The sequence below is a fragment of the Pseudomonas sp. SWRI179 genome, assembly GCF_014268705.1.
Lineage (GTDB): Bacteria > Pseudomonadota > Gammaproteobacteria > Pseudomonadales > Pseudomonadaceae > Aquipseudomonas > Aquipseudomonas zanjanensis.
In genome coordinates this window covers 1-22,608 of record NZ_JABWRA010000009.1, presented here as the reverse complement: position 1 = coordinate 22,608, position 22,608 = coordinate 1, and the positions used below count along the sequence as shown (strand labels likewise).

Genomic DNA, 22,608 nt, shown 5'->3' with positions numbered 1-22,608 from the left:
TCATCTGGGCGACGCTCACCCACCTTTCTCAGGAGCCGGTCAATGACCGTGTACTTCATCGGCGCCGGCCCCGGCGACCCGGACCTCATCACGGTCAAAGGCCAACGACTGATCCGCCAGTGCGCGGTGATCATCTACGCCGGCTCGCTGGTGCCGACCGCCGTCCTCGAAGGCCATTGTGCCGAACAGGTGATCAACAGCGCCGAGCTGCATCTGGAACAAATCATCGAATTGATCAAGAGCGCCCATTTCAAGGGCCAGGATGTGGCCCGGGTACACTCTGGCGATCCGAGTTTGTACGGCGCCATCGGCGAGCAGATTCGCCGCTTGCGGGAACTGGGCATCCCGTTCGAGATCATCCCGGGAGTAACCGCGACCTCAGCCTGCGCCGCGCTGCTGGGCGCCGAACTGACCTTGCCGGACATCTCCCAGAGCCTGATCCTCACCCGTTACGCCGACAAGTCCCCGATGCCCGCTGGGGAAGAACTGGGCAGCCTGGCGCAGCACGGGGCGACCATGGCGATTCACCTGGGGGTCAATCATCTGGAAAAGATCGTCGACGAACTGCGGCCCCACTATGGCGGCGATTGCCCGATCGCGGTGATCCACCGGGCGACCTGGCCAGATCAGGATTGGGTGATGGGGACGTTGGACGATATCGCGACAAAGGTACAAGCCAAGGGCTTTCGCCGCACGGCGCTGATTCTGGTGGGACGGGTGTTGGGCAACGATGTGTTCAGCGAGTCCTCGCTGTACCGCGCCGGGCATGCGCATCTCTACCGGCCCTGACTCCCTCAGCAAGAGCTAACCCAGATTCCCCTGTGGGAGCGAGCTTGCTCGCGATAGCGGCGGGTCAGTTGACGACGCTGTCGAATGTGCCGACGCCTTCGCGAGCAAGCTCGCTCCCACAGGGATTTGCAGCGACAAGAAAAGTGACGGTCACCGCAGCTCCCACAGGGTTCGGCAGGTGCCCACAGGTTTACGCGCCGATCACCGAAGCTTTTGTGGCGAGGGAGCTTGCTCCCGCTGGACCGCGAAGCGGTCCCCTGGCAACCCCTGCATCATCACGAGAATGCATCGATTACCTGGCGATTGCTTCGCAATCGAGCGGGAGCAAGCTCCCTCGCCACAGCGTTTTGCGCGCAGCGAACACCTATCAGTAGTAGGCGTTTTCTTTCTGCGTATGGTCGGTCACGTCGCGTACGCCCTTGAGCTCCGGGATGCGCTCGAGCAAGGTGCGCTCGATGCCTTCCTTCAAGGTCACGTCGGCCTGGCCGCAGCCCTGGCAGCCGCCGCCGAACTGGAGCACGGCGATGCCGTCCTCCACCACGTCGATCAGCGACACCTGGCCGCCGTGGCTGGCCAGCCCCGGGTTGATTTCGGTTTGCAGGTAATAATTGATGCGCTCGTTGACCGGGCTGTCGGCATTGACCATCGGCACCTTGGCGTTCGGCGCCTTGATGGTCAGCTGTCCGCCCATGCGGTCGGTGGCGTAGTCGACGACCGCATCGTCCAGGAAAGCTTCGCTGAACGAGTCGATGTACGCGGTGAAGCTCTTGAGCCCCAACGCGGTGTCTTCGGGTTTTTCTTCCCCCGGCTTGCAGTAGGCGATGCACGTCTCTGCGTACTGGGTGCCGGGCTGGGTGATGAAGATGCGGATCCCGATACCTGGGGTGTTCTGCTTGGACAGCAGGTCGGCCAGGTAATCGTGGGCGGCATCGGTAATGGTTATGGCGGTCATGGAAACTCCTCGCAGGCTTGCCGGCAGTTTACGCCAATCATCGCGCCGGACAAAGTCCTAGTATTTTTGTCGGGAAAGCATCCGGCGGCACGGGGTTTGCCACCGGACCTGTCGATCAGAGGTTGTGGTAGCGATTCATGTCCAGCACACCGCTTTCCACGGGCTCCGTCTCCTGGATGTACTGGCTCAGGTCATGAAAGTAGTACCAGAACTGCGGGTGGCTGCGGCGAATCCCCCAGCGCTCGACAATCCGCTCGAACGCCGGCGCGTCCTGGGCGCCTTGCATGGCTTCGACGAAAGCCGGCACTTGCCCGGCCGGAATGTTGAACAGGAAGTTCGGATAGCTGCTGAGCACGCCCGGGTAGACCGTCAGCGTGTCCAGCCCCGGTTGGTAGCGCCGTTCCTCGCCCAGCAGGAACGCCACGTTGCTGTGGGCGCGGTTGCGCAGCAGGCTGTAGACCTCACGACGACCGCCAACGGTTTCGACGCGCAGCATCGTCGCTTCCGGCAGTTGATCGATCACCTTGAGCCCCGCCGCCGGGCGCGACACCAGCCGACTGAGGGCCTGCTCGGCGTTTTGCAGCGTCGGGTCGATGTTCGGGCGTGAGCAGTAGGCTCCGTCGCAGCGGTTGAGCGGATCGGGGCGCGCGTTCAGCTCGCCATAGCGGGCTAGCAATTGCTGGGTGAAATCGCGCTTGGGGTCGTGCTCGTCAAGCTTGAGGGCCGTCGGCTTGTCATTGTCGATGGCCTCGTAATCGAGCCACATCTTGACTTTGCCACCGTCCTGATACCAGTCGTCCAAGTAGTCTTCGCGGGAGTCAGCGGGCATCAAGCGCAGGAAGTTCTGTTCCGCGCCGTTGCGGATCAAGTCGAAATACAACCGGGTCTGGGCCTGGTGGGACACGTTGCCGAACACGTCGAAATTCACCGCCAGCTGATAATAGGTACGCTCCAGCAACGGGAAGTCGAACAGCCACATTGTCTGCGGTACCTCGCCGATCAGCCCCTTGGTGACCGAAGCACTGTCGAAATGCCGGAAAATGCTCAGCAGCGCGTTGTCGTTGCCGGCCCACAGCGTCGACCAGCTCGGTGCCGGCAGCTCGGCATAGTTGTCGCGGCGCAAGGCTTCGTATTCGTTACGTTTGTCCCGATAGTCGAGCCACAGGCTGACGACACTGCCCACGTCATCGTTCTGCCCCGGCATCGCCAACAGCGGCGTGGCCTGGCCGCGGTAGTTCGGATCGGTGATGTACAGGTCGTGCTCGGGGGCCTGGAACAGCGCCCAGAAATTGTCGCGGATCACATCCGTGGCGATCTGGCCACGGCACACCGGCCCGCGAATGAACGTGCGCACGAAGTATTCGGCGTTATCGAGCATGAACTGGTAGCGGGCCTGGGCCGGGATCGCTTCGAAGGTGGAAAACGGATTGGCCCGGCGCTCCGGCCCATAACCCGGCAGCGCGCTGACCTGCCAGTTGCCGCTGTAGAACAGGCTCTTGATGCGCGCCATTTTCGCCGCGCTCAAGCCGTAGGTGATGTGGGTCTTGTGCACGATCACCCCCTGCACCGGCCAGAGCCGATAATAAATGCGGGTACCAGGGTCGTCGTTGGGACGGCGGGTGTTGATCAGGTCGATCGGCTGGCCCGTGGGTGTGCGCGAACGCACCCACTGGAAGAAATGCCCCGGCTCGCCGCCCTTGAAATAGATGTGCGCCAGGAACCAGTGTTCGAACAACCAGCGGCCCACCAGGCTTTCCCGGGCGCCCGGGGCATTGAGCAGGTTTTCCCATTGCACCACCTGCAAGGCTTCGGCGGCGCTTGGGGCCAGGGCCTGCTGATCGATGGGCGCACCGGCCGCCAGCCAGCGCTGCAGGGTCTGGTATTGCTGGTCAGTCAGGCCGGTGACGGCCAGGGGCATGCCTTCCTTGGGATGGGCGCCGGCATATTCGTCGAATTGACCCGGCATCGCGCAACTGTTGTCGCGGTTAAGGCCCAGGACGATCTCTTCCGGCAGCTTGGCGTTAGGCTGCAACGGCGTGCGATGGCCCAACTCCAGCATGCGCGCCATCAACGCAGCCTGGCTGCCCTGGGCGTCGAGCACTGAATAGAAGCCCTTGCGTTGCCAGGCGCGCGGGCCGGAGGCGTCATAGAACAAGCGGGTCGGGTCGGCCGCCTGGCGCCGCTCGCCGTCATACACCGACAGCTTGCTCGCCCCCCGCGCCGCGCCCTCGCCGCTGCCCAGGTTCAACTGGCAGGCGGAGTCGTAGCAGGCATGGCAGGCCACGCATTTTTCCGTGAAAATCGGCTGGATATCGCGGGTGTAGGAGATCGCGGAAGCGGGATTCCCGGCGGCTGCGGTAAAAGACAACAGCAGCAACAGACTGCCGAATAAGACGCGGTACGGCATGTCTCGGGTCCCTAAGAGATAATCCGGCGATTCTACCGGGCCAGCATCGCCTTGCAAACATGAGCGATATTCATGCAAAAGCCGTCATGATCAAATCCTGCACAGGTTTGCTATTATCCCGGCCTTCGTAATGGTCTTTTTTCCAGGTAGTCCTATGTCTGATCGCAGCGCTCGCCTTTATCTTCTCCAGCAAGCCCTCAAGGAACGCATCCTGATCCTCGACGGCGGCATGGGCACGATGATCCAGAGCTACAAGCTGGAAGAACAGGACTACCGCGGCAAGCGTTTTGCCGACTGGCCGAGCGACGTCAAGGGCAACAACGATTTGCTCGTGCTGAGCCGCCCCGACGTGATCGGCGCCATTGAAAAAGCCTACCTGGATGCCGGTGCCGACATCCTGGAAACCAACACATTCAACGCCACCCAGGTGTCCCAGGCCGACTACGGCATGCAAGGCCTGGCCTACGAGCTGAACCTGGAAGGCGCGCGCCTGGCGCGTAAAGTGGCCGATGCCAAGACCCTGGAAACCCCGGACAAGCCGCGCTTCGTCGCCGGCGTGCTCGGCCCGACCAGCCGCACCTGCTCGCTGTCGCCGGACGTGAACAACCCTGGCTACCGCAACGTGACCTTCGATGAACTGGTGGAAAACTACACCGAGGCCACCAAGGGCCTGATCGAAGGCGGCGCCGACCTGATCCTCATCGAGACGATCTTCGACACGCTGAACGCCAAGGCGGCGATCTTTGCCGTACAAGGGGTCTACGAAGAACTGGGCGTCGAACTGCCGATCATGATCTCCGGCACCATCACCGACGCCTCTGGCCGCACCCTCTCCGGCCAGACCACCGAAGCCTTCTGGAACTCGGTGGCCCACGCCAAGCCCATTTCCGTCGGCCTGAACTGCGCCCTCGGCGCCAGCGAACTGCGCCCGTACCTGGAAGAGCTGTCGAACAAGGCCAGCACCCACGTCTCGGCCCACCCCAACGCCGGCCTGCCCAACGAATTCGGTGAATACGACGAACTGCCGGCCGAGACGGCCAAGGTCATCGAGGAGTTTGCCCAGAGCGGTTTCCTGAATATCGTCGGCGGCTGCTGCGGCACCACCCCGGCGCACATCGAAGCCATCGCCAAGGCCGTGGCCGGCTATGCGCCGCGTCAGATTCCGGAGATTCCCCGGGCCTGCCGCCTGTCGGGCCTGGAGCCGTTCACCATCGACCGCAGCTCGCTGTTCGTCAACGTCGGCGAGCGGACCAACATCACCGGTTCCGCCAAGTTCGCCCGGCTGATCCGCGAGGACAACTACACCGAAGCCCTGGAAGTGGCCCTGCAACAGGTCGAGGCCGGCGCCCAGGTGATCGACATCAACATGGACGAGGGCATGCTCGATTCGAAGAAGGCCATGGTGACCTTCCTCAATCTGATTGCCGGCGAACCGGACATTTCCCGGGTGCCGATCATGATCGACTCCTCCAAGTGGGAAGTGATCGAAGCGGGCCTCAAGTGCATCCAGGGCAAGGGCATCGTCAATTCCATCAGCATGAAGGAAGGCGTCGAGCAGTTCATCCACCACGCCAAGCTGTGCAAGCGCTACGGCGCCGCGGTGGTGGTGATGGCCTTCGACGAAGCCGGCCAGGCCGACACCGAGGCGCGCAAGAAGGAAATCTGCAAGCGCTCCTACGACATTCTGGTCAATGAAGTCGGCTTCCCGCCGGAAGACATCATCTTCGACCCGAACATCTTCGCCGTTGCCACCGGCATTGAAGAGCACAACAACTATGCCGTGGACTTCATCAACGCCTGCGCCTACATCCGCGACGAACTGCCCTACGCACTGACCTCCGGCGGCGTGTCCAACGTGTCGTTCTCGTTCCGCGGCAACAACCCGGTACGCGAAGCGATTCACTCGGTGTTCCTGCTCTATGCGATCCGCGCGGGCCTGACCATGGGCATCGTCAACGCCGGCCAACTGGAGATCTACGACCAGATCCCGGTGGAGCTGCGCGACGCCGTGGAAGACGTGATCCTCAACCGCACCCCCGAGGGCACCGACGCCCTGCTCGCCATCGCCGACAAGTACAAGGGCGACGGCAGCGTCAAGGAAGCGGAAACCGAAGAATGGCGCGGCTGGGAAGTGAACAAGCGCCTGGAGCACGCGCTGGTCAAGGGCATCACCACCCACATCGTCGAAGACACCGAGGAGTCGCGGCTGTCGTTCGCCCGGCCGATCGAGGTGATCGAAGGCCCGCTGATGGCCGGCATGAACATCGTCGGCGACCTGTTTGGCGCCGGCAAAATGTTCCTGCCCCAAGTGGTCAAGTCCGCCCGCGTCATGAAGCAGGCGGTGGCGCACCTGATCCCGTTCATCGAAGCGGAAAAAGGCGACAAGCCGGAGGCCAAGGGCAAGATCCTCATGGCGACGGTCAAGGGCGACGTGCATGACATCGGCAAGAACATCGTCGGCGTCGTGTTGGGGTGCAACGGCTATGACATCGTCGACCTGGGCGTGATGGTGCCGGCGGAGAAGATCCTGCAGGTGGCCAAGGAGCAGAAGTGCGACATCATCGGCCTGTCCGGCCTGATCACCCCGTCCCTGGATGAGATGGTGCACGTGGCGCGGGAGATGCAGCGCCAGGACTTCCACCTGCCGCTGATGATTGGTGGTGCTACGACCTCCAAGGCCCACACAGCAGTGAAGATCGAGCCCAAGTACAGCAACGACGCGGTGATCTATGTCACCGACGCCTCCCGCGCCGTGGGCGTGGCGACCCAGTTGCTGTCCAAGGAGCTCAAGCCGGCGTTCGTCGAGAAAACCCGCCAGGACTACATCGACGTGCGCGAGCGCACCTCCAACCGCAGCGCCCGCACCGAGCGCCTGAGCTACCCGGCGGCCGTGGCGAAGAAGCCGCAGTTCGACTGGAGCAGCTACCAGCCGGTCAAGCCGACCTTCACCGGTGCCAAGGTGTTGGACAACATCGACCTGAACGTCCTCGCCGAATACATCGATTGGACACCGTTCTTCATCTCCTGGGACCTGGCCGGCAAGTACCCACGCATCCTCACCGACGAAGTGGTCGGCGAAGCGGCCACGGCGCTGTACGCCGACGCCCGGGCGATGCTGCGCAAGCTGATCGACGAAAAACTCATCAGCGCCCGCGCCGTGTTCGGCTTCTGGCCGGCCAATCAGGTGCATGACGACGATCTGGAGGTCTATGGCGACGACGGCAAGCCACTGGCGCGCCTGCATCACCTGCGCCAGCAGATCATCAAGACCGACGGCAAGCCGAACTTCTCCCTGGCCGACTTCGTCGCGCCGAAGGACAGCGGCGTCACCGACTACGTCGGTGGCTTCATCACCACCGCCGGCATCGGCGCCGAAGAAGTCGCCAAGGCTTATCAAGAGGCCGGCGACGACTACAACTCGATCATGGTCAAGGCCCTGGCCGACCGTTTGGCCGAAGCCTGCGCCGAATGGCTGCACCAGCAGGTGCGCAAGGAACACTGGGGTTACGCCAAGGACGAAAGCCTGGACAACGAGGCGCTGATCAAGGAGCAATACACCGGCATCCGCCCTGCCCCCGGCTACCCGGCCTGCCCGGACCACACCGAGAAGGCCACGCTGTTCCGCCTGCTCGATCCCGAGGCCAGTGAAATGAAAGCCGGACGCAGCGGCGTGTTCCTCACCGAACACTACGCCATGTTCCCGGCGGCGGCGGTCAGCGGCTGGTATTTCGCCCATCCCCAGGCGCAGTACTTCGCGGTGGGCAAGATCGATAAGGATCAGGTCCAGAGCTATACCGCGCGCAAGGGCCAGGATCTGAGTGTGACGGAGCGCTGGTTGGCGCCGAATTTGGGTTACGACAACTAAGCGGAAAGACTGCGGACCGGTCTGTCGACGACACAGGCATCGACAGATCGGCCTTTGTATCCCCAGCAGCGCATCAGTTGCGGTGGGACGGTCCGGGTTGGGGTGATCGAGTACCGAACTGATCCGCTCCAGGCACGATGCTTCGCAAATCGTTCAATTCTCTTCGCGTCAGCTCAACCAGTTTGTCCGTGCGCAGGGCATCGATCGTTCTTCCCAACGCGTTGAGTTCCAAGTTGTACTGCTGCGTATCGATTCCGCCGTCAGCCCGGCGATCCTCCAATGCGTCCAGGAGTTCGTGGCGCCTGGTGTCGACAGCATTAGCGATGTCGCTCATTTGTTCTGGATGCCGCTCCTGCAGGTAGCTCGTCCAGTAGTCACGCGACGTCATGCTCACCAATAGCGCATCGCTGCGCTCTGCCTCAAGAATCGAGTTGCGCGTGCGCGCCGCCAGTTCTCCAGAGATCGGTGCGCCAAAAGCCATGTGCGTAGGCTGCCCCGGCAAATCGATACCGTCGCCCCATCCGCTCGTCAGGCCAATGCGATAGCGAAGGCGCATCTCCGCCCGATCCCTGCCTTGACCAGCCGCTTCGGCCAACGTCTCGACCCGCTCCAGTCGGAACAACTGCCGCGACAAGCGCAGCAATGCCTGGCCCCTGAGCATCGGGCGGTCCAATGGAATATCACGCAAGCATTGAAAGACAAACACTCGGACTTCCAGCTCGCTGAACGTCAAGATGCGGCCATCGATGCAGGTCCCGTGGGTTTCGGCTTCCCGAAACAGCAACTGGCGCAGCTCGCTGTTTTCGCTGGCAGCTTCCATGACGTTCCATACCCGTCGCGTCAGTTCTGCCCGGTTAAATCTGAAATCGAACGTGTCTGCCAACAGACCCAACAATTGGAAGAAGCGCTCGTGATCATTTTCTTCGGCCAACTGCGTCCAGATTCTTTGCCGAACCGTGACCTGCTCACCGTCAGCCCCCACCAGCCAGGGTGCCAACGCCTCGGTCGACGCATCGCCCGAAGGATCGAGAAGGGGTTCGACCGGAGCGACTGCGGCATGGATATCGTTACGGACATTGCCGCCTGCGCCGCCATCGGAGTCGTCATCAAAATCGGACATGTCGCCTTGCGGCGCCTCTGACAGGGCAATCAGGCCATCGATTTCGTCTCGGGAAAAACCCAAGACTTCCTCGCGGTCGCTCCGTTCAAGGTAATCCCTGAGCTCATAGAACACTTCGGGGGAAAGGTATTCGTTATCGTTGAGATCCATTCCGTCCAGCAGTCTCTGGTGAGTGACCTCCAGCAGCCCCGCCGGAAGATCCGTAAACTCGTTGCCGCTCAAGTTCAGATTCTCCAGCGCCTGGGCATCCAATAGATGGCTGGGCCAGTTTCCGATTTCGTTATAGCTGAGATCCAGCGCTTCGATCTGGCCAAAATCGGGAGGATCGAACGTATCCAGTCTATTCATGGAAAGGTTAAGCGAACGCAGGCGGCCGTGAGTCAATAACGGGTAAGCCGCTGCGGGGGGCAAGTCGTTATAACCGAGCCCCAGGTGCTCCAATTGCTCCATTTGCAAGACAGCATTCGGTACGGCGCTCAGTCCATTGCCGCCCAGGTCCAATCGGTTCAGATGGGGAAAAGCGCCCAGGAAACCGTTTGAACCTTGTTCAGTCAACAGGACTCCTGACAGGTCCAGCGTCGTCACGCCAGGAAATGGCTCAATCAGTTCAGGCAAGTCGCCCAGTTGCAGGCCATGCAGACTGAGTGTTTGTCCTGCCCCACTGTGGCGTATCAGTCCCTCTTGCCAAACCTCACGGATGCTCTTGGCCGCCAGCGCGCGGCTTTGCGCGGAAACGGTGCCCCCTGCGACTCGGACTTCTCTGGTGAAGAGCCAGTCATTCAACCGAAGAATCAGCGAGACACACGATTGGTGCCACTGGCTGACCTGGTCGTCGATCTGCGTCTCGGTCATCCCGTTTTCACGCCATTGCCCGAGCTTCAGGGCTGCCTGTTCCCGGGTCAGGATCGGATCCAGCCGCTGCAGGCGCAGTTCGCGCCCCGCATCCCCCTCGACCACGGCCAACGCCTCGGGCGGCGGTAATAGAAGTTGAGCGATCGACCAGCTTGTTTCCGTCGGCGGGAATTGATCCGGTACAGACTCCTTGGCAAATCGGGCCAATGCCCCATGGGGAAGCCCTCTTGCGTCTTCGACTCGCTGATGTGCCGCACTCAAGGCTGCCTCGCCATCAGGGCTGGAGAGGTTACCGTCCAAATGGGTCTTTAACAGGACTTCATCATTGGACAGCACGGTTGGCGGGAATGACTGCAGTTGGTTATCCCGCAAGTCAAGCCAGGAAAGCTGCGTCAGGTTCTCGGCACCGGTTGGCCAAGCCCGCAACCGGGTGGCTTTGAGGCCCATTGCCTTGAGCCGGGTCAAGGCACTGACATCAAGACTCTCGAGCGGGTTGTTTTCCAGATTCAGTTGCTCAAGCATCGTCAACCCATTGAACTGCGCCTGAACAGTGGGAGTGACGAGCAGGTTGTTGTTGCGCATATCGAGTTGCGTCAAGGCTGGCAAGTCTTCGGCGTCGAAAGGCAGCTCGGTGAAGCCGTTGCCGCTTATTTCCAATGTTCGCGTACCGCTGAATGCCCTGAAAAAGTTGCGCGCCTGCTGGGAGGAAACATCCAGCGATCCCAAGCGCAGCGTTTCTACGTGGGAAAAGCTTGCGGGCGGCAACGCTGGAAGCGCCGCAAACTTCTTGCTGGGAAGAGCAGACCCGGAGATGGACAGCTCAAACAAAGAGCCGCCTGCGGTCGGCAAACCCAGGCGTTGGCGTACACCGCTGCGCCAGCTGTCTCGCAACGCTCGAAACAACAGACCTCCGCTCTCCCACCACACTGGGGAAAGTATGGCGTATGACAAATCTTCCGCTCCCGTCGGCTCAAAAAACTGCGCAAAGATTCCATCGTGTTCCGCCCTGAGTGCTTCTACCGCAGCAAATCGTTCCTGAGGAGTATTGGAGGCACTGTCAAACGTCACGGGCAGGCGCCCGAAAAACTCGGCCTCCCCGACCAGCGAGCGCAATTGCCCGCGACAGTAGCCGTCCACCATTTGATCCACGTCCACCAAATGGCCGAATGCTCCCGAGTATTCGCTGACGTACCGGTAGGCGCGCGAGAACGCTTGCGGAGTCAGCTCTGACCAATTCAGCGATAGCCCGGCCCACAACTTTTCGTGCCCTTCGAATAGTGCATCCGGCAACGTACGTATCGATGTGCGCGCCAAGTCCAGACGTTCGAGCCGGGGAAGACGCTGCACGTATTCAGGCCATTGCGATAACGTTTGAGGCGCCTCGATTTTCAACGTACGCAAACGGCTCAATGGTGTCAGGTCAAGGTTGTGCATGGCGGTCTGATCGAAACCTGAGTAATCGATGTGCAGCACCTCCAGCGAAGTCAGGGAAGAGAGCCTTTGTGGAAAACTCTCGGCCAGCGAGACAGCGGCGCTGGAGAACCGCAAGTGGGTGAGTCCTGGCATCTGGCTCACCGCGTGCGGCAGGGTGGTCAACGGTGGGTGCCCGAAGGACAGATCGAGGAATCCGGATTCCCTGAGGCCAATCTCCAATTTCGTGATCCCTGGGAAAAGTGCCAGGAAGGCATCCGCATTGGCGTCTGTCATGCCGCCGCCGAACACCGACAATTCCCGTACATGCGCAAAATGGGTGGCTATTGGGGGCAGCGGCACCTCACAGGAAAGCGCCAGCCGCGCGCCTTCGGGGGATTCTTCCGCTAACGGGCGATTGCGCCAACAGTCCCTGAGCGCCTGGGCAAATCGATATCTGTGAACCTCGGCCGGGCTGCCCACCGTCTCGTCCAGCCATCGTTCAAGCGTGCCATCGAGCAACTCCCATTCGCGCTGGCGCGTTTGCAGTTCCAAATAGATCTGCCGTTCTGTCTTGCCCCGTTGTTGCCTGATAAACGCCTCGGCTTGCTGTTCGCTGGGATAAAGCGCCTCCACCCGCGCTTCAATGGAAGGGTGCATTCCCCTGCCCCGGCCGCTCGCGTAATACCCCTTGAGCGTTGCGCTCACGCGAACCGGTGGCTTGAAGCGCTTGGCGGGGGTTTCAAGCAGCCGTGTCATATCCCCACGATGCAAGTAGGCGTAATCGATGATCATGCGTTGCAGCTCGGGGCCTTGAGCATCTGGAAGCCCCAGTGCGGAACTCGCGCCATCGGGCAAAGCATGCAGGATCGCGTCGTAGAAGCTGCCGCCCCGCCAGGACACACTATCAAAGACTTCCCCAAGCTCGTTGAATGCGTAGTAGCGAGGTCCGTTTTTGATCAGGTACGTTTTCTCAGGCGCACTCTTGTCGCCGATGCTTTCAAGCAACGCACCCGTGTCGCTTCCCTCGCGCACTTCCAAACGCAGCGTACTCGGCCAGCCTGGTAGTCTTTCCAGGGCGTGCAATGCCAGGCGTCGACTGTCAGCCGAAACGATGTTGTCGCTGTGCAATCCCGCATACGCACGAACCTGGCGTCCTTGCCGTGCGTACCAGCGAGCCTCTTCCAGCATGTTCAGCGGCGCACGTCGCCTTGCATCGAGACGGGCAAGATCCGCAACGCTACCGTGGGCGATAACCTCCTGGGCGGCGGCCTCGCTGAGGCCGGGACACTCACGCTGCAAAATCCTGACGCGACCGTCGACAGGTTCCGTGCCCTTGTAGAGGCTTTCGAAAATCTGCTGCCGGGAGAACGTTCCCAATCCTGCTGGATCTTGTGACGGGGCAATCACCTTACCTGCCTCGGCGTCCGCCTTGAACAGGCGCATCGCATCCCTCAACTCAGGAGGTGGCATTGCATTGTCCATGTGCATTTTACGCAGCGCGTTGTCGCTGACGCCGCTGACATCGGCGAGCCTGAGCAGCATCTCATCCGAAAACGCGGCGGTCTCATGGCCCATGCGCCTGAGCAACGTCAGGCGATCCCATGTCATTGGCCGCTCCAATGAATGCCGCCAGGCTCCGGTGCCGTTATGCTCGAGGATGGGTTGATACGCCGCAGCGTCCGTCGGATGCTTGATGCGCCATTTGTGGATCGACTCATCGAAAAACTGCTCGTAGACCTTTCCCTGCAGACGGATGCAGGTCATCCCACCCACTACGTATTGTCCCTGAGCGTTCGGAGCGTTCGTGTCGGAGAGCGTTACTTGGCTTTCATAGCGCCTCAGGTCCGGCTTCCACAGGCGGGTTTCGCCATTGGGCAAGGTCACGGACTCAAGGTGCTCGATCACGGGTTCGGGCTTGATTGCGGCGAGCTTGCCGACCGCGGCGCCCACACCGGCCATTACGCCCATCAACGCCAGATTTTCCGCGAGATCGATCAAGTGAGCCCTGGCTGCCCGTTTGTCGCCCTCACCCCACTCGACTGCGCCTTCAAGAGTTTCGTATAACAGCTGTCCCGCCATGACCACCATCATGGCCTCGCCCAACACCGGAATGAACATGGACAAAACGTTCACGGTGCTGAGCCCTATTTGCAATAGGCTGGCCAGTTTCTCTTGCCTGGTCTTGGCGTCGACATCCTCCGTGGGGACCGCATGACTGCGCGCATCGGCCAGCACCTTTTCACGGTGTTGCTCATAGAGGTACTGCCACGGATCAAGGTTATCGGCCCACAACGTTCGGCCTTTCTGCGGCCACGTCGAAGGGGCGATGTAGGGATCTGGCTCGCGCGTTGCCTTTGAGGGATCGGGAGGGATACCCGGGAGGTGAATCATCAGCGAAGAGGGCATCAAGGGTTCGAAAATACCCATCCATGGCGCAGGCAATTGGAGGCTGGGCAGGCCGTCCGCTTCCTGGATGAATTGGCTGAAGTAATAAGGCTGTTTGCCGTAGGGCACGAATCGACTGAAAAAACGCTGATAAGGTGTCGGGGCAATATTCTGCGATTGCCCGGTATCGGGCGTGGTGAGCAATTGCTTGAAGCGTGTTTCAAGCTGGTCGCCATCGTAACGCTTCAGCGGATGCTCAGGGTCATGGGGCACGTAGAGGATCACTTCATCGCTGTAGCGATGAAGTTCACAAATCGAAAACGCAACACAACCCACCAGTCTCTGTTTCATCAGGGACAGGTCTTCGAACCAGACCGGCTTCCCGCCGATCCAAGGGTCATTTTCACCCTCGATGACCGAAAGGATCATCGCGTGATCCCCTGGCTCGATATCCCCTGCCAACACTGCTTGCTCGGCTGCGGCCCTCATCGCAGCTTTCTGACTGGCAATGAAGCGCTGGCGAAGCGCCGTTTCGGTCGCCGCGTCAGCCGGGTAGAAAAATGACTTGAGGTAGGCTTGGTATTTCGCGCCAATATCCAGGGTGCGGCACAGGGTGAGGAATTGACCGACCGACACGTTCAACGCCACGGGCGCAAAAGTGCCAGGCGTGTCCGTCGCTACGACAAATCCTGACGTTTCATGATAGGCGCCGTGCTCGCATTCCCAACTTTCGAAGTTGTGCAGCGCAACTTGCAGCATGGGCAACCTGAACAATGTGAACGAAGAAATCTCCACCTTGACCACGGTTGTTTCCCAGGGCCGTGTCAGGTGCAGCAAAGTCTTGTCGACATCCACCTCTGTCTCGAACTGATCTTTCAGTGCCTGGATCAACAGCGGCCTGGCGAACGTGTCGATGTCCAGGAACGACGACAGGGTTGTGTCCAGTTGATTCTGCGCTACGACACTTTGCTTGAAGCAGGCATCCACGACCTTGCGCTGCTCTGGCGAAGCGTTCGCATACCAGGCCGGCATCTGCGTTGCGACTTGCCTTATCGCCTGCCTGCGTTGCGTCGAAGCCTCTATCAGCCATGCAGGCATGGCAGCTGCCAGGAAGTCCGCGTGCAGACTTTCCGTGGCTTGCGGTTTTGACTGTGCTTTTTCCGGGTTCTGTGTGGGATCCGTCGGCATACATCGCTCCTTTGAATGAAGCGACAGCAGACCAGCTCGACTAACCGCACTGGCGGTACATAGTTATAGGCCCTTGGAAACTTGTGTAACGAAAGGCAAAAGCAATCGAATTCATCCACACAGGCGCGGCTTGACTATGCTTGGAGCGACGCGACTTTCAACGAGGGATTTATGGACGATCCAGTGGACAACAAACCGCCAACCCTGCTTCAGATGATGCACAGCGTGCTGGCCGCCGCTTTCGGCGTGCAGAGCGGCAAGAACCGCGCCCGGGATTTCACCCACGGCAAGCCGAGCCACTTCGTGATATTGGGGATCACGTTCACGGTGATCTTCGCCTTGACGTTGTTTGGCATCGTCAAGCTGGTGGTGCATCTGGCGGGGTTGTAGCGCTATTTACCTGGGACGCACAACCTTGTGGGAGCGGGCTTGCTCGCGAAAGCGTTGGTTCAGTCACTGTCGATGTTGACTGCCACACCGTCTTCGCGAGCAAGCCCGCTCCCACATTGGCTATTGCGTTGACGACAAATTATTGATGACTGACCCAGAACACCGCCGTGCCCACCACCAGGATAATCAGGAACAAAATGGCCCAGGCATCAACGGTACTGTCGCTTTTCCTTGCTTTGGTCGGATTGCTCATTGCATCGCCTCTTGTCGGTTTTGTAGGTGATTGCATAGGGACTCGACCACAGTTAAGACGATGATTGCCCGTACGACAAATGTGGGTTAGGCAATAATCGGTCTCATTAGTCGATTTGGTTCTTTACATATACTCAAACATCACTTTTGCGCATAACTCAAAACAGGTATCTTGCACCGGCTCCTCTAGGAGTGCGCGGCCGTGCGCGCAGAATTGCCGAGGCAGAACCCGATTCCAGCGAGCCAACATGCAGCTGTTTCTGATCGGCCCAAGCCTGAGACCGAGACTTATATGTACGTATATGACGAGTACGATCAGCGAATCATCGAGGACCGCGTCAAGCAGTTCCGTGATCAGACCCGACGCTATCTGGCAGGCGAGCTGAGCGAAGAAGAATTCCGCCCTCTGCGCCTGCAGAATGGCCTGTATATCCAGCGCTTCGCCCCGATGCTGCGCGTGGCTGTGCCTTATGGCCAGTTGACCTCGCGCCAGGTGCGCAAGCTGGCGCAGATTGCCCGCGACTACGACAAGGGCTATGCCCACATCAGTACCCGGCAGAACGTCCAGTACAACTGGCCGGCCCTGGAAGACGTGCCTGAGATCCTGGCCGAACTGGCCACCGTGCAGATGCACGCGATCCAGACCAGCGGCAACTGCCTGCGCAACGTCACCACCGACCAGTTCGCCGGTGTCGCGGCCGACGAGTTGATCGACCCGCGCCCTTGGTGCGAAATCGTCCGCCAGTGGACGACGTTCCACCCGGAATTCGCCTACCTGCCGCGCAAGTTCAAGATCGCCATCAACGGCTCGACCTCGGACCGTGCGGCCATCGAAGTCCATGACATCGGCCTCGAGACGGTCTACAACGCCGCCGGCGAGCTGGGCTTCCGTGTGCTGGTGGGCGGCGGCCTGGGACGTACCCCGGTGGTCGGCGCGTTCATTAACGAGTTCCTGCCGTGGCAGGACCTGCTGAGCTACCTCGACGCCATCCTGCGGGTGTACAACCGCTATGGCCGTCGCGACAACAAGTACAAGGCGCGGATCAAGATCCTGGTCAAGGCCCTGACGCCGGAAGTGTTCGCCGAGAAGGTCGAGGCCGAGATGGCTCACCTGCGTGGCGGCCAGACCACCCTGACCGAAGCCGAAGTGCATCGCGTCGCCAAGCACTTCGTCGACCCGCAGTACAAGGCGCTGGCCAATCAGGACGCCGAACTGGCTGCCCTCGACAAGGAACACCCGGGTTTCGCCCGCTGGCGCACCCGCAACACCCTGGCCCACAAGAAGCCGGGTTATGTCGCGGTGACCTTGTCCCTGAAACCGACCGGCGTCGCGCCGGGCGACATCACCGACAAGCAACTGGACGCCGTCGCCGACCTGGCCGAGCGCTACAGCTTCGGCCAACTGCGCACTTCCCACGAGCAGAACATCATCCTGGCAGACGTTGAACAGAGCCAGTTGTTCACCTTGTGGGGCGAGCTGCGTGAGCAAGGTTTCGCCACGCCGAACATCGGCCTGCTGACCGACATGATCTGCTGCCCAGGCGGCGATTTCTGCTCCCTGGCCAACGCCAAGTCGATCCCTATCGCCGAATCGATCCAGCGTCGTTTCGACGACCTGGACTACCTGTTCGACATCGGCGAGCTGGACCTGAACATTTCCGGTTGCATGAACGCCTGTGGTCACCACCACGTCGGCCACATCGGCATCCTGGGCGTGGACAAGAAAGGCGAAGAGTTCTACCAGGTCTCCCTGGGCGGCAGCGGTAGCCGCGACGCCAGCCTGGGCAAGATCCTCGGCCCGTCGTTTGCCCAGGACGACATGCCTGACGTGATCGAGAAGCTGATCGACGTGTACATCGAACAGCGTACCCCGGACGAGCGCTTCATCGACACTTACCAACGTATTGGCATCGACCTCTTCAAGGAACGCGTCTATGCAGCGAATCATTAAGAACAACGAGGTCATCGACGAAACCTGGCACCTGCTGCCCAAGGACGCGAGTTTCGATGGCATCTCCAACTGTGACGACCTGATCGTGCCCCTGGCCCTGTGGCGCGATCATGCCCACGCCCTCAAGGCTCGCGACGGCGGCCTGGGTGTGTGGCTGGATGCCGACGAGGAAGCCGAGGAGATCGGTGATGATGCCAACCAGTTGCAGGTCATCGCCCTGAACTTCCCGGCCTTCACCGACGGGCGCAGCTACTCCAACGCCCGCCTGTTGCGTGATCGCTATGGTTTCAAGGGTGAACTGCGGGCCATTGGCGACGTACTGCGCGACCAGTTGTTCTACATGCGCCGTTGCGGTTTCGACGCCTTCGCCTTGCGCGCGGACAAAGACCCCTATGAAGCCCTCGAAAGCCTCAAGGACTTCTCGGTGACCTACCAGGCCGCCACTGACGAACCGCTGCCGCTGTTCCGTCGTCGCTGAAACCTGATACACAAAAAAGCCCTGATCCGGGTGTGCCGGTTCAGGGCTTTTTTGTTGATGGATGATCGATGCCCAGCCCCCCGAACCACTGTGGGAGCGGGCTTGCTCGCGAAAGCGGCGGCACATTCAACACCCTCTATTCAGACACACCGCCTTCGCGAGCAAGCCCGCTCCCACAAGGGAATGGCGGTGAGTCGAATGCTCAGCGCCCCCCCCGAATTACCAGAACCGTTGCTGGGTCAGGCGGCTCCACCAACTGAGCAGCACACGATCCACCGAACCGCTGGCGGCCATGCCGATGCGTTCCTGCAGGCTTTTGCGTTCGGCGTAGTGCAGGTGGTACAGCTCGGCACCCTTGGCCCGTTCGGCCAGGTACTCGTCGCTGGTTTTCAGCTCGTCCACCAAGCGCTTGTCCAGCGCCGCGACACCCAGCCAGACTTCACCTGTCGCCACTTCATCGATGGCCAATTGCGGACGATAGTTGGACACGAAGTTCTTGAACAGCTCATGGGTGATGTCCAGGTCTTCCTGGAACTTCTCCCGGCCCTTCTCGGTATTTTCGCCGAACACGGTCAACGTGCGTTTGTATTCGCCTGCCGTCAACACTTCGAAATCGATGTCGTGTTTCTTCAGCAGACGGTTGACGTTGGGCAATTGCGCGACGACGCCGATGGAACCCAGGATCGCGAAGGGCGCGCTGATGATCTTCTCGCCGATGCACGCCATCATGTAGCCGCCGCTGGCCGCGACCTTGTCGATGCAGACGGTCAGCGGCACGCCGGCCTGACGGATCCGCGCCAGTTGCGACGAAGCCAGGCCGTAGCTGTGGACCATGCCGCCACCACTTTCCAGGCGCAATACCACTTCATCCTTCGGCGTCGCCAGGGTCAGCAATGCGGTAATTTCGTGACGCAGGCTCTCGGTGGCCGAGGCCTTGATGTCACCGTCGAAGTCCAGCACGAACACTCGGGGCTTGGTCGCCGGCTTGTCCTTGTTTTTCTTCCCGGCCTTTTCAGCCTTGCCTTCGGCCTTGCGCAGCGTCTTGAGCTGATCCTTGTCCAGCAGCGTCTGTTCCAGGCGCTCGCGCAGCCCCTTGTAGAAATCGTTGAGTTTGCTCACCTGCAACTGGCCGGCCGACTTGCGCCGCCCCTTGCTGCGCAGCGCAGCAAAACTGGCCAGCACCACCAGGATGGCGATCACCAGCGTCACGGTCTTGGCCAGGAAACCGGCGTATTCGATGAAAAACTCCACAGCAACTCCTTAGATGCAATGCGCCACTGAACGCAGGCGCGTAACGGTCCCAGCATACCCATGCGCCTGCGTCGCGACCAGCCAAGAAACCTATGGTTACCTTGACGCGAGCGCGACAGGGCAAGGCTGCAACAGGCATTTCAAACAAGCGTATGTTTTTTCATTGACAGCTCACCGCCATCCCCATAACCTCGCCAAACCTTCAACGTACCGGGATGACGCGGACGTGGGCAGTATCTATCTGATTCGACATGGCCAGGCCTCCTTTGGTGCGGACGACTACGATGTCCTCTCGCCCAATGGCGTACGCCAGGCGCAAGTGCTCGGCGGCCACCTCGCCGAGCTTGGTGTCGTATTCGATCGCTGCCTCTCGGGTGACCTGCGTCGCCAACAGGATACCGCCGTCGGCGCGCTGGGCCAGATTTCTGCCGCCGGCCTGCCGGTCCCCGAGCTGGAGATCGACGCCGCGTTCAACGAGTTCGACGCCGACGCGGTCATTCGTGCCCTGTTGCCAGACATGCTCCCCGAGGAGCCCGAGGCGCTGCATATCCTGCGCAACGCTGCGCAGAACCGCGCCGAGTTCCAGCGCATCTTTGCGCTGATCGTCGAACGCTGGCTCAGCGGCCGGTATGACCCGCCAGGCCTGGAAAGCTGGCTGGGTTTCGTCGAACGGGTCCAGGCGGGCCTGCAGCGTATCCTGGAGCAAGCCGACAACGCCCACAAGATCGCCGTGTTCACCTCCGGCGGCACCATCACCGCCCTGCTCCACCTGATCACCCGGATACCGGCCCGACAGGCCTTCGAACTGAACTGGCAAATCGTCAACACCTCGCTCAACCACCTGAAATTCAGGGGCCGCGAGGTGGCCCTGGCTTCCTTCAACAGCCATGCCCACCTGCAACTGTTGAAGGCCCCGGACCTCATCACCTTTCGCTGAGTCCGGATTACTGTAGACCCTTGCTGTACCACCCAAATAAGGATCGAAACCATGACCTCCGTAGCCGACGCCGTACAAGCCATGAAAGCCAAGTTCAACCCAGCCGCCGCTGCCGGCCTGGACTTGGTATTCGGTTTCCGCATCGACGATACCAAGCATTTCTCGCTGGTCGTCAAGGACAGCACCTGCGAACTGTTGGAAGGTGAAAACCCGGACGCCCAGGTGACCCTGGTGATGGACGCCGAAACCCTGGAAGGCATCGTCGACGGCAGCACCGACGGCATGCAAGCGTTCATGGGCGGCAAGCTGCGCACCGAAGGCGACATGATGCTGGCCATGAAACTGTCCGAGCTGTTCCCGGCCTGAGATTGAGTTCTCCCTCTGCGCGAACCTTTCGATTGCAAACGAATCCCGCCCCCGTGGCGGGATTCGTGTTTCTGCCTCCCTGATTTCCCACCGCATACAACCTTGATCCCTGTCAGTTCCCGCTTCACCTGCAACCGCTAACGTAACGCTTCCATCAAGGCCAGGGACGGCTCATCGGGAGCCTGCGCCTGCACATCTCAAGGAAGAGAGATTCATGCCTCCACTGAAGATCGTTCTGCTGTCCAGCGCTTTCAACGGCCTGACCCAACGCGCCTGGCTGGACCTGCGCGAGGCTGGCTATCGCCCCAGCGTGGTGCTGTTCACCGATGCGGCCTCGGTCTGCCGGCAAATCGAAGAAAGCGGCGCCGACCTGGTGATCTGCCCGTTTCTCAAGGACCGTGTACCCAAGCAATTGTGGCGCAACCCACGGCGCCCGGTGGTGATCATCCATCCGGGCATTGTTGGTGATCGCGGTGCCAGTGCCCTGGACTGGGCGATCACCCGGCAGCCCGATCGCTGGGGCGTCACCGCCTTGCAGGCGGTGGAGGAAATGGACGCAGGCCCCATCTGGGCCACTCGCGAATTCGACCTGCCCAAGGGCCTGCGCAAATCCGAGCTGTATAACGGCCCGGTCAGCGACGCGGCCATTCATTGCATCCGCGAGGTGGTGAAAAAACACCGCGACGGTTTCGCCCCGGTGCCGCTGGACTATGGCCGCCCTGACGTGATCGGGCGCTTGCAACCGAACATGACCCAGGATGATCGCAGCTTCAGCTGGCACGACAGCAGCGTTTTCATCCAGCGCTGCATCGACGCCGCGGACGGTCAACCCGGTGTGCTCGCCAGCCTGGCCGGCGAACAATTCTACCTGTACGACGCCCATCTGGATGTTCGCCATGGCCTGCCCGGCGAACTGTTGGCCGTGCGTGACGATGCAGTGCTGGTGGCAACAGGGGACGCGAGCCTGTGGATCGGCGCCCTGCGCCGCAAACCGCAACCCGGCGAACAGACGTTCAAACGCCCGGCGCGCCATGTCCTGTCGAACCGCCTCGAAGGCGTCCCGGTGCTTGACAGCTCCCTGGCCCGGCAACCGTTCAGCGACGAGCCTTATCAACCCATTCGCTTCCGCGAATGCGGCCATGTGGGGGAGCTGACGTTCGAGTTCTACAACGGGGCGATGAGCACGGAGCAATGCCAGCGCCTGGTGGCGGCACTGCGCTGGGCCAAATCCCGGGACACCCAAGTGCTGTTGATTCGCGGTGGACGCGGCAGCTTTTCCAACGGCGTGCACCTGAACGTGATCCAGGCCGCCGCCGAACCCGGCCTGGAAGCCTGGGCCAACATTCACGCCATCGACGACGTCTGCCTGGAGTTGTTCAGCGCCCGGCAACTGGTGGTCAGCGGCCTGACGGGAAACGCCGGGGCCGGTGGCGTGATGCTGGCCCTGGCCGCCGATATCGTGCTGGCGCGCCACGACATCGTACTCAATCCCCACTACGCGACCATGGGCTTGTACGGCTCCGAATACTGGACCTACAGCCTGCCCCGCGCGGTGGGTTCGGACATGGCCTGGAAACTCACCCAGGACTGCCTGCCCATCAGCGCCCTGGAGGCATTGCGCTACGGCATGGTCCAGGAGATCGGCCCGCGTTGCCCCGACGAGTTCGGCCTGTGGCTGCTGCAACGGGCCAACCGCGCACTGCTCGATCCGGCCTACGAAAGCATCCGGGTGCGCAAGGCCGAACGCAGCCTGACGGCGATCCAGGCCTGTCGCGATGACGAACTCGCACAAATGCGCCGCGACATGGTGGACGATCGCCACGGCTTCGCCGACAAGTGCCGTCGTTTCGTCTTCAAGCACAAGGCCTGCCGTACACCCGAACGCCTGGTTGCACCTTGGGCACGGGCGGCACAACCCCAAGCCGTCGAATAACAGCCGGCTTCGAGATCATACTGCTCACTCAAGAACAACAGCCCCCTGTGGCGAGGGGATTTATCCCCGCTGGGCTGCG

Annotated in this window: 12 protein-coding genes and 1 pseudogene; 8 read left to right on the top strand and 5 right to left on the bottom strand. The window is 61.0% G+C overall.

Features of this window, described 5'->3' with window-relative positions:
* Window positions 1-42 precede the first annotated feature (42 nt).
* On the top strand, window positions 43-789 hold the full coding sequence (gene cobM / locus HU767_RS07165; protein ID WP_186729002.1) for a precorrin-4 C(11)-methyltransferase: 747 nt from the start codon (window positions 43-45) through the stop codon (window positions 787-789).
* A 30-nt stretch (window positions 790-819) separates the two neighbouring features.
* Here cobM and HU767_RS28745 read toward each other — a convergent pair.
* From HU767_RS28745 to HU767_RS07155, 3 genes and pseudogenes are all read right to left on the bottom strand, one after another.
* Window positions 820-927 (bottom strand): annotated as a pseudogene (locus HU767_RS28745) (metal ABC transporter ATP-binding protein); the annotation flags it as partial.
* A gap of 229 nt (window positions 928-1,156) precedes the next feature.
* Entirely contained in the window at window positions 1,157-1,741 is a 585-nt protein-coding gene (nfuA, locus tag HU767_RS07160) for a Fe-S biogenesis protein NfuA (protein ID WP_003182850.1), read from the bottom strand.
* Window positions 1,742-1,856: 115 nt separating this feature from the next.
* Window positions 1,857-4,148, bottom strand: coding sequence for a fatty acid cis/trans isomerase (locus HU767_RS07155; protein ID WP_186729000.1), 2,292 nt, complete (start codon window positions 4,146-4,148; stop codon window positions 1,857-1,859).
* Between the two features lie 154 nt (window positions 4,149-4,302).
* Here HU767_RS07155 and metH point away from each other — a divergent pair, with 154 nt between their 5' ends.
* On the top strand, window positions 4,303-8,013 hold the full coding sequence (gene metH / locus HU767_RS07150) for a methionine synthase (protein WP_186728998.1): 3,711 nt from the start codon (window positions 4,303-4,305) through the stop codon (window positions 8,011-8,013).
* Between the two features lie 73 nt (window positions 8,014-8,086).
* Here the strand turns inward: metH and HU767_RS07145 are convergent, their stop codons facing one another.
* Window positions 8,087-14,971 carry an NEL-type E3 ubiquitin ligase domain-containing protein gene (locus tag HU767_RS07145; protein ID WP_186728991.1) on the bottom strand — a complete coding sequence of 2,295 codons (6,885 nt, stop codon included), beginning with the start codon at window positions 14,969-14,971 and terminating at the stop codon, window positions 8,087-8,089.
* Between the two features lie 171 nt (window positions 14,972-15,142).
* Between HU767_RS07145 and HU767_RS07140 the strand changes: the two genes are divergently transcribed.
* From HU767_RS07140 to HU767_RS07130, 3 genes are all read left to right on the top strand, one after another.
* On the top strand, window positions 15,143-15,361 hold the full coding sequence (locus HU767_RS07140) for a DUF2970 domain-containing protein (RefSeq protein ID WP_092255470.1): 219 nt from the start codon (window positions 15,143-15,145) through the stop codon (window positions 15,359-15,361).
* Window positions 15,362-15,905: 544 nt separating this feature from the next.
* The gene (locus HU767_RS07135; protein WP_186706674.1) at window positions 15,906-17,564 is read left to right on the top strand and encodes a nitrite/sulfite reductase; all 1,659 of its coding nucleotides are present in this window, start codon (window positions 15,906-15,908) and stop codon (window positions 17,562-17,564) included.
* Window positions 17,548-18,042 (top strand): DUF934 domain-containing protein, encoded by a 495-nt coding sequence (locus tag HU767_RS07130; protein ID WP_123413203.1) that lies wholly within the window; start codon window positions 17,548-17,550, stop codon window positions 18,040-18,042. Before HU767_RS07135 ends, HU767_RS07130 begins: the two co-directional genes overlap by 17 nt.
* Before the next feature lie 219 nt (window positions 18,043-18,261).
* Here HU767_RS07130 and sohB read toward each other — a convergent pair whose 3' ends face one another.
* On the bottom strand, window positions 18,262-19,293 hold the full coding sequence (gene sohB / locus HU767_RS07125; RefSeq protein WP_186706673.1) for a protease SohB: 1,032 nt from the start codon (window positions 19,291-19,293) through the stop codon (window positions 18,262-18,264).
* 226 nt (window positions 19,294-19,519) lie between these two features.
* Here sohB and HU767_RS07120 point away from each other — a divergent pair, with 226 nt between their 5' ends.
* The 3 genes from HU767_RS07120 to HU767_RS07110 all read left to right on the top strand — a co-directional run bounded on the left by HU767_RS07120 (window position 19,520) and on the right by HU767_RS07110 (window position 22,529).
* Entirely contained in the window at window positions 19,520-20,230 is a 711-nt protein-coding gene (locus HU767_RS07120) for a histidine phosphatase family protein (RefSeq protein WP_186706672.1), read from the top strand.
* Window positions 20,231-20,281: 51 nt separating this feature from the next.
* Window positions 20,282-20,596, top strand: a complete 315-nt coding sequence (locus tag HU767_RS07115) for an SCP2 sterol-binding domain-containing protein (protein WP_186706671.1) — start codon at window positions 20,282-20,284, stop codon at window positions 20,594-20,596.
* A 214-nt stretch (window positions 20,597-20,810) separates the two neighbouring features.
* A complete protein-coding gene (locus tag HU767_RS07110; protein ID WP_186728989.1) occupies window positions 20,811-22,529 on the top strand; it encodes a hydrogenase maturation protein in 1,719 nt (572 codons plus the stop codon).
* Window positions 22,530-22,608 lie beyond the last annotated feature (79 nt).

Excerpts from the sequence above, each read along its gene's own strand:
- nfuA (WP_003182850.1), bottom strand. The coding sequence starts at position 1,741 with ATGACCGCCATAACCATTACCGATGCCGCCCACGATTACCTGGCCGAC.
- HU767_RS07155 (WP_186729000.1), bottom strand. The coding sequence starts at position 4,148 with ATGCCGTACCGCGTCTTATTCGGCAGTCTGTTGCTGCTGTTGTCTTTT.
- HU767_RS07115 (WP_186706671.1), top strand. The coding sequence starts at position 20,282 with ATGACCTCCGTAGCCGACGCCGTACAAGCCATGAAAGCCAAGTTCAAC.
- HU767_RS07145 (WP_186728991.1), bottom strand. The coding sequence starts at position 14,971 with ATGCCGACGGATCCCACACAGAACCCGGAAAAAGCACAGTCAAAACCG.
- HU767_RS07130 (WP_123413203.1), top strand. The coding sequence starts at position 17,548 with ATGCAGCGAATCATTAAGAACAACGAGGTCATCGACGAAACCTGGCAC.
- cobM (WP_186729002.1), top strand. The coding sequence starts at position 43 with ATGACCGTGTACTTCATCGGCGCCGGCCCCGGCGACCCGGACCTCATC.
- metH (WP_186728998.1), top strand. The coding sequence starts at position 4,303 with ATGTCTGATCGCAGCGCTCGCCTTTATCTTCTCCAGCAAGCCCTCAAG.
- HU767_RS07140 (WP_092255470.1), top strand. The coding sequence starts at position 15,143 with ATGGACGATCCAGTGGACAACAAACCGCCAACCCTGCTTCAGATGATG.
- HU767_RS07135 (WP_186706674.1), top strand. The coding sequence starts at position 15,906 with ATGTACGTATATGACGAGTACGATCAGCGAATCATCGAGGACCGCGTC.
- HU767_RS07110 (WP_186728989.1), top strand. The coding sequence starts at position 20,811 with ATGCCTCCACTGAAGATCGTTCTGCTGTCCAGCGCTTTCAACGGCCTG.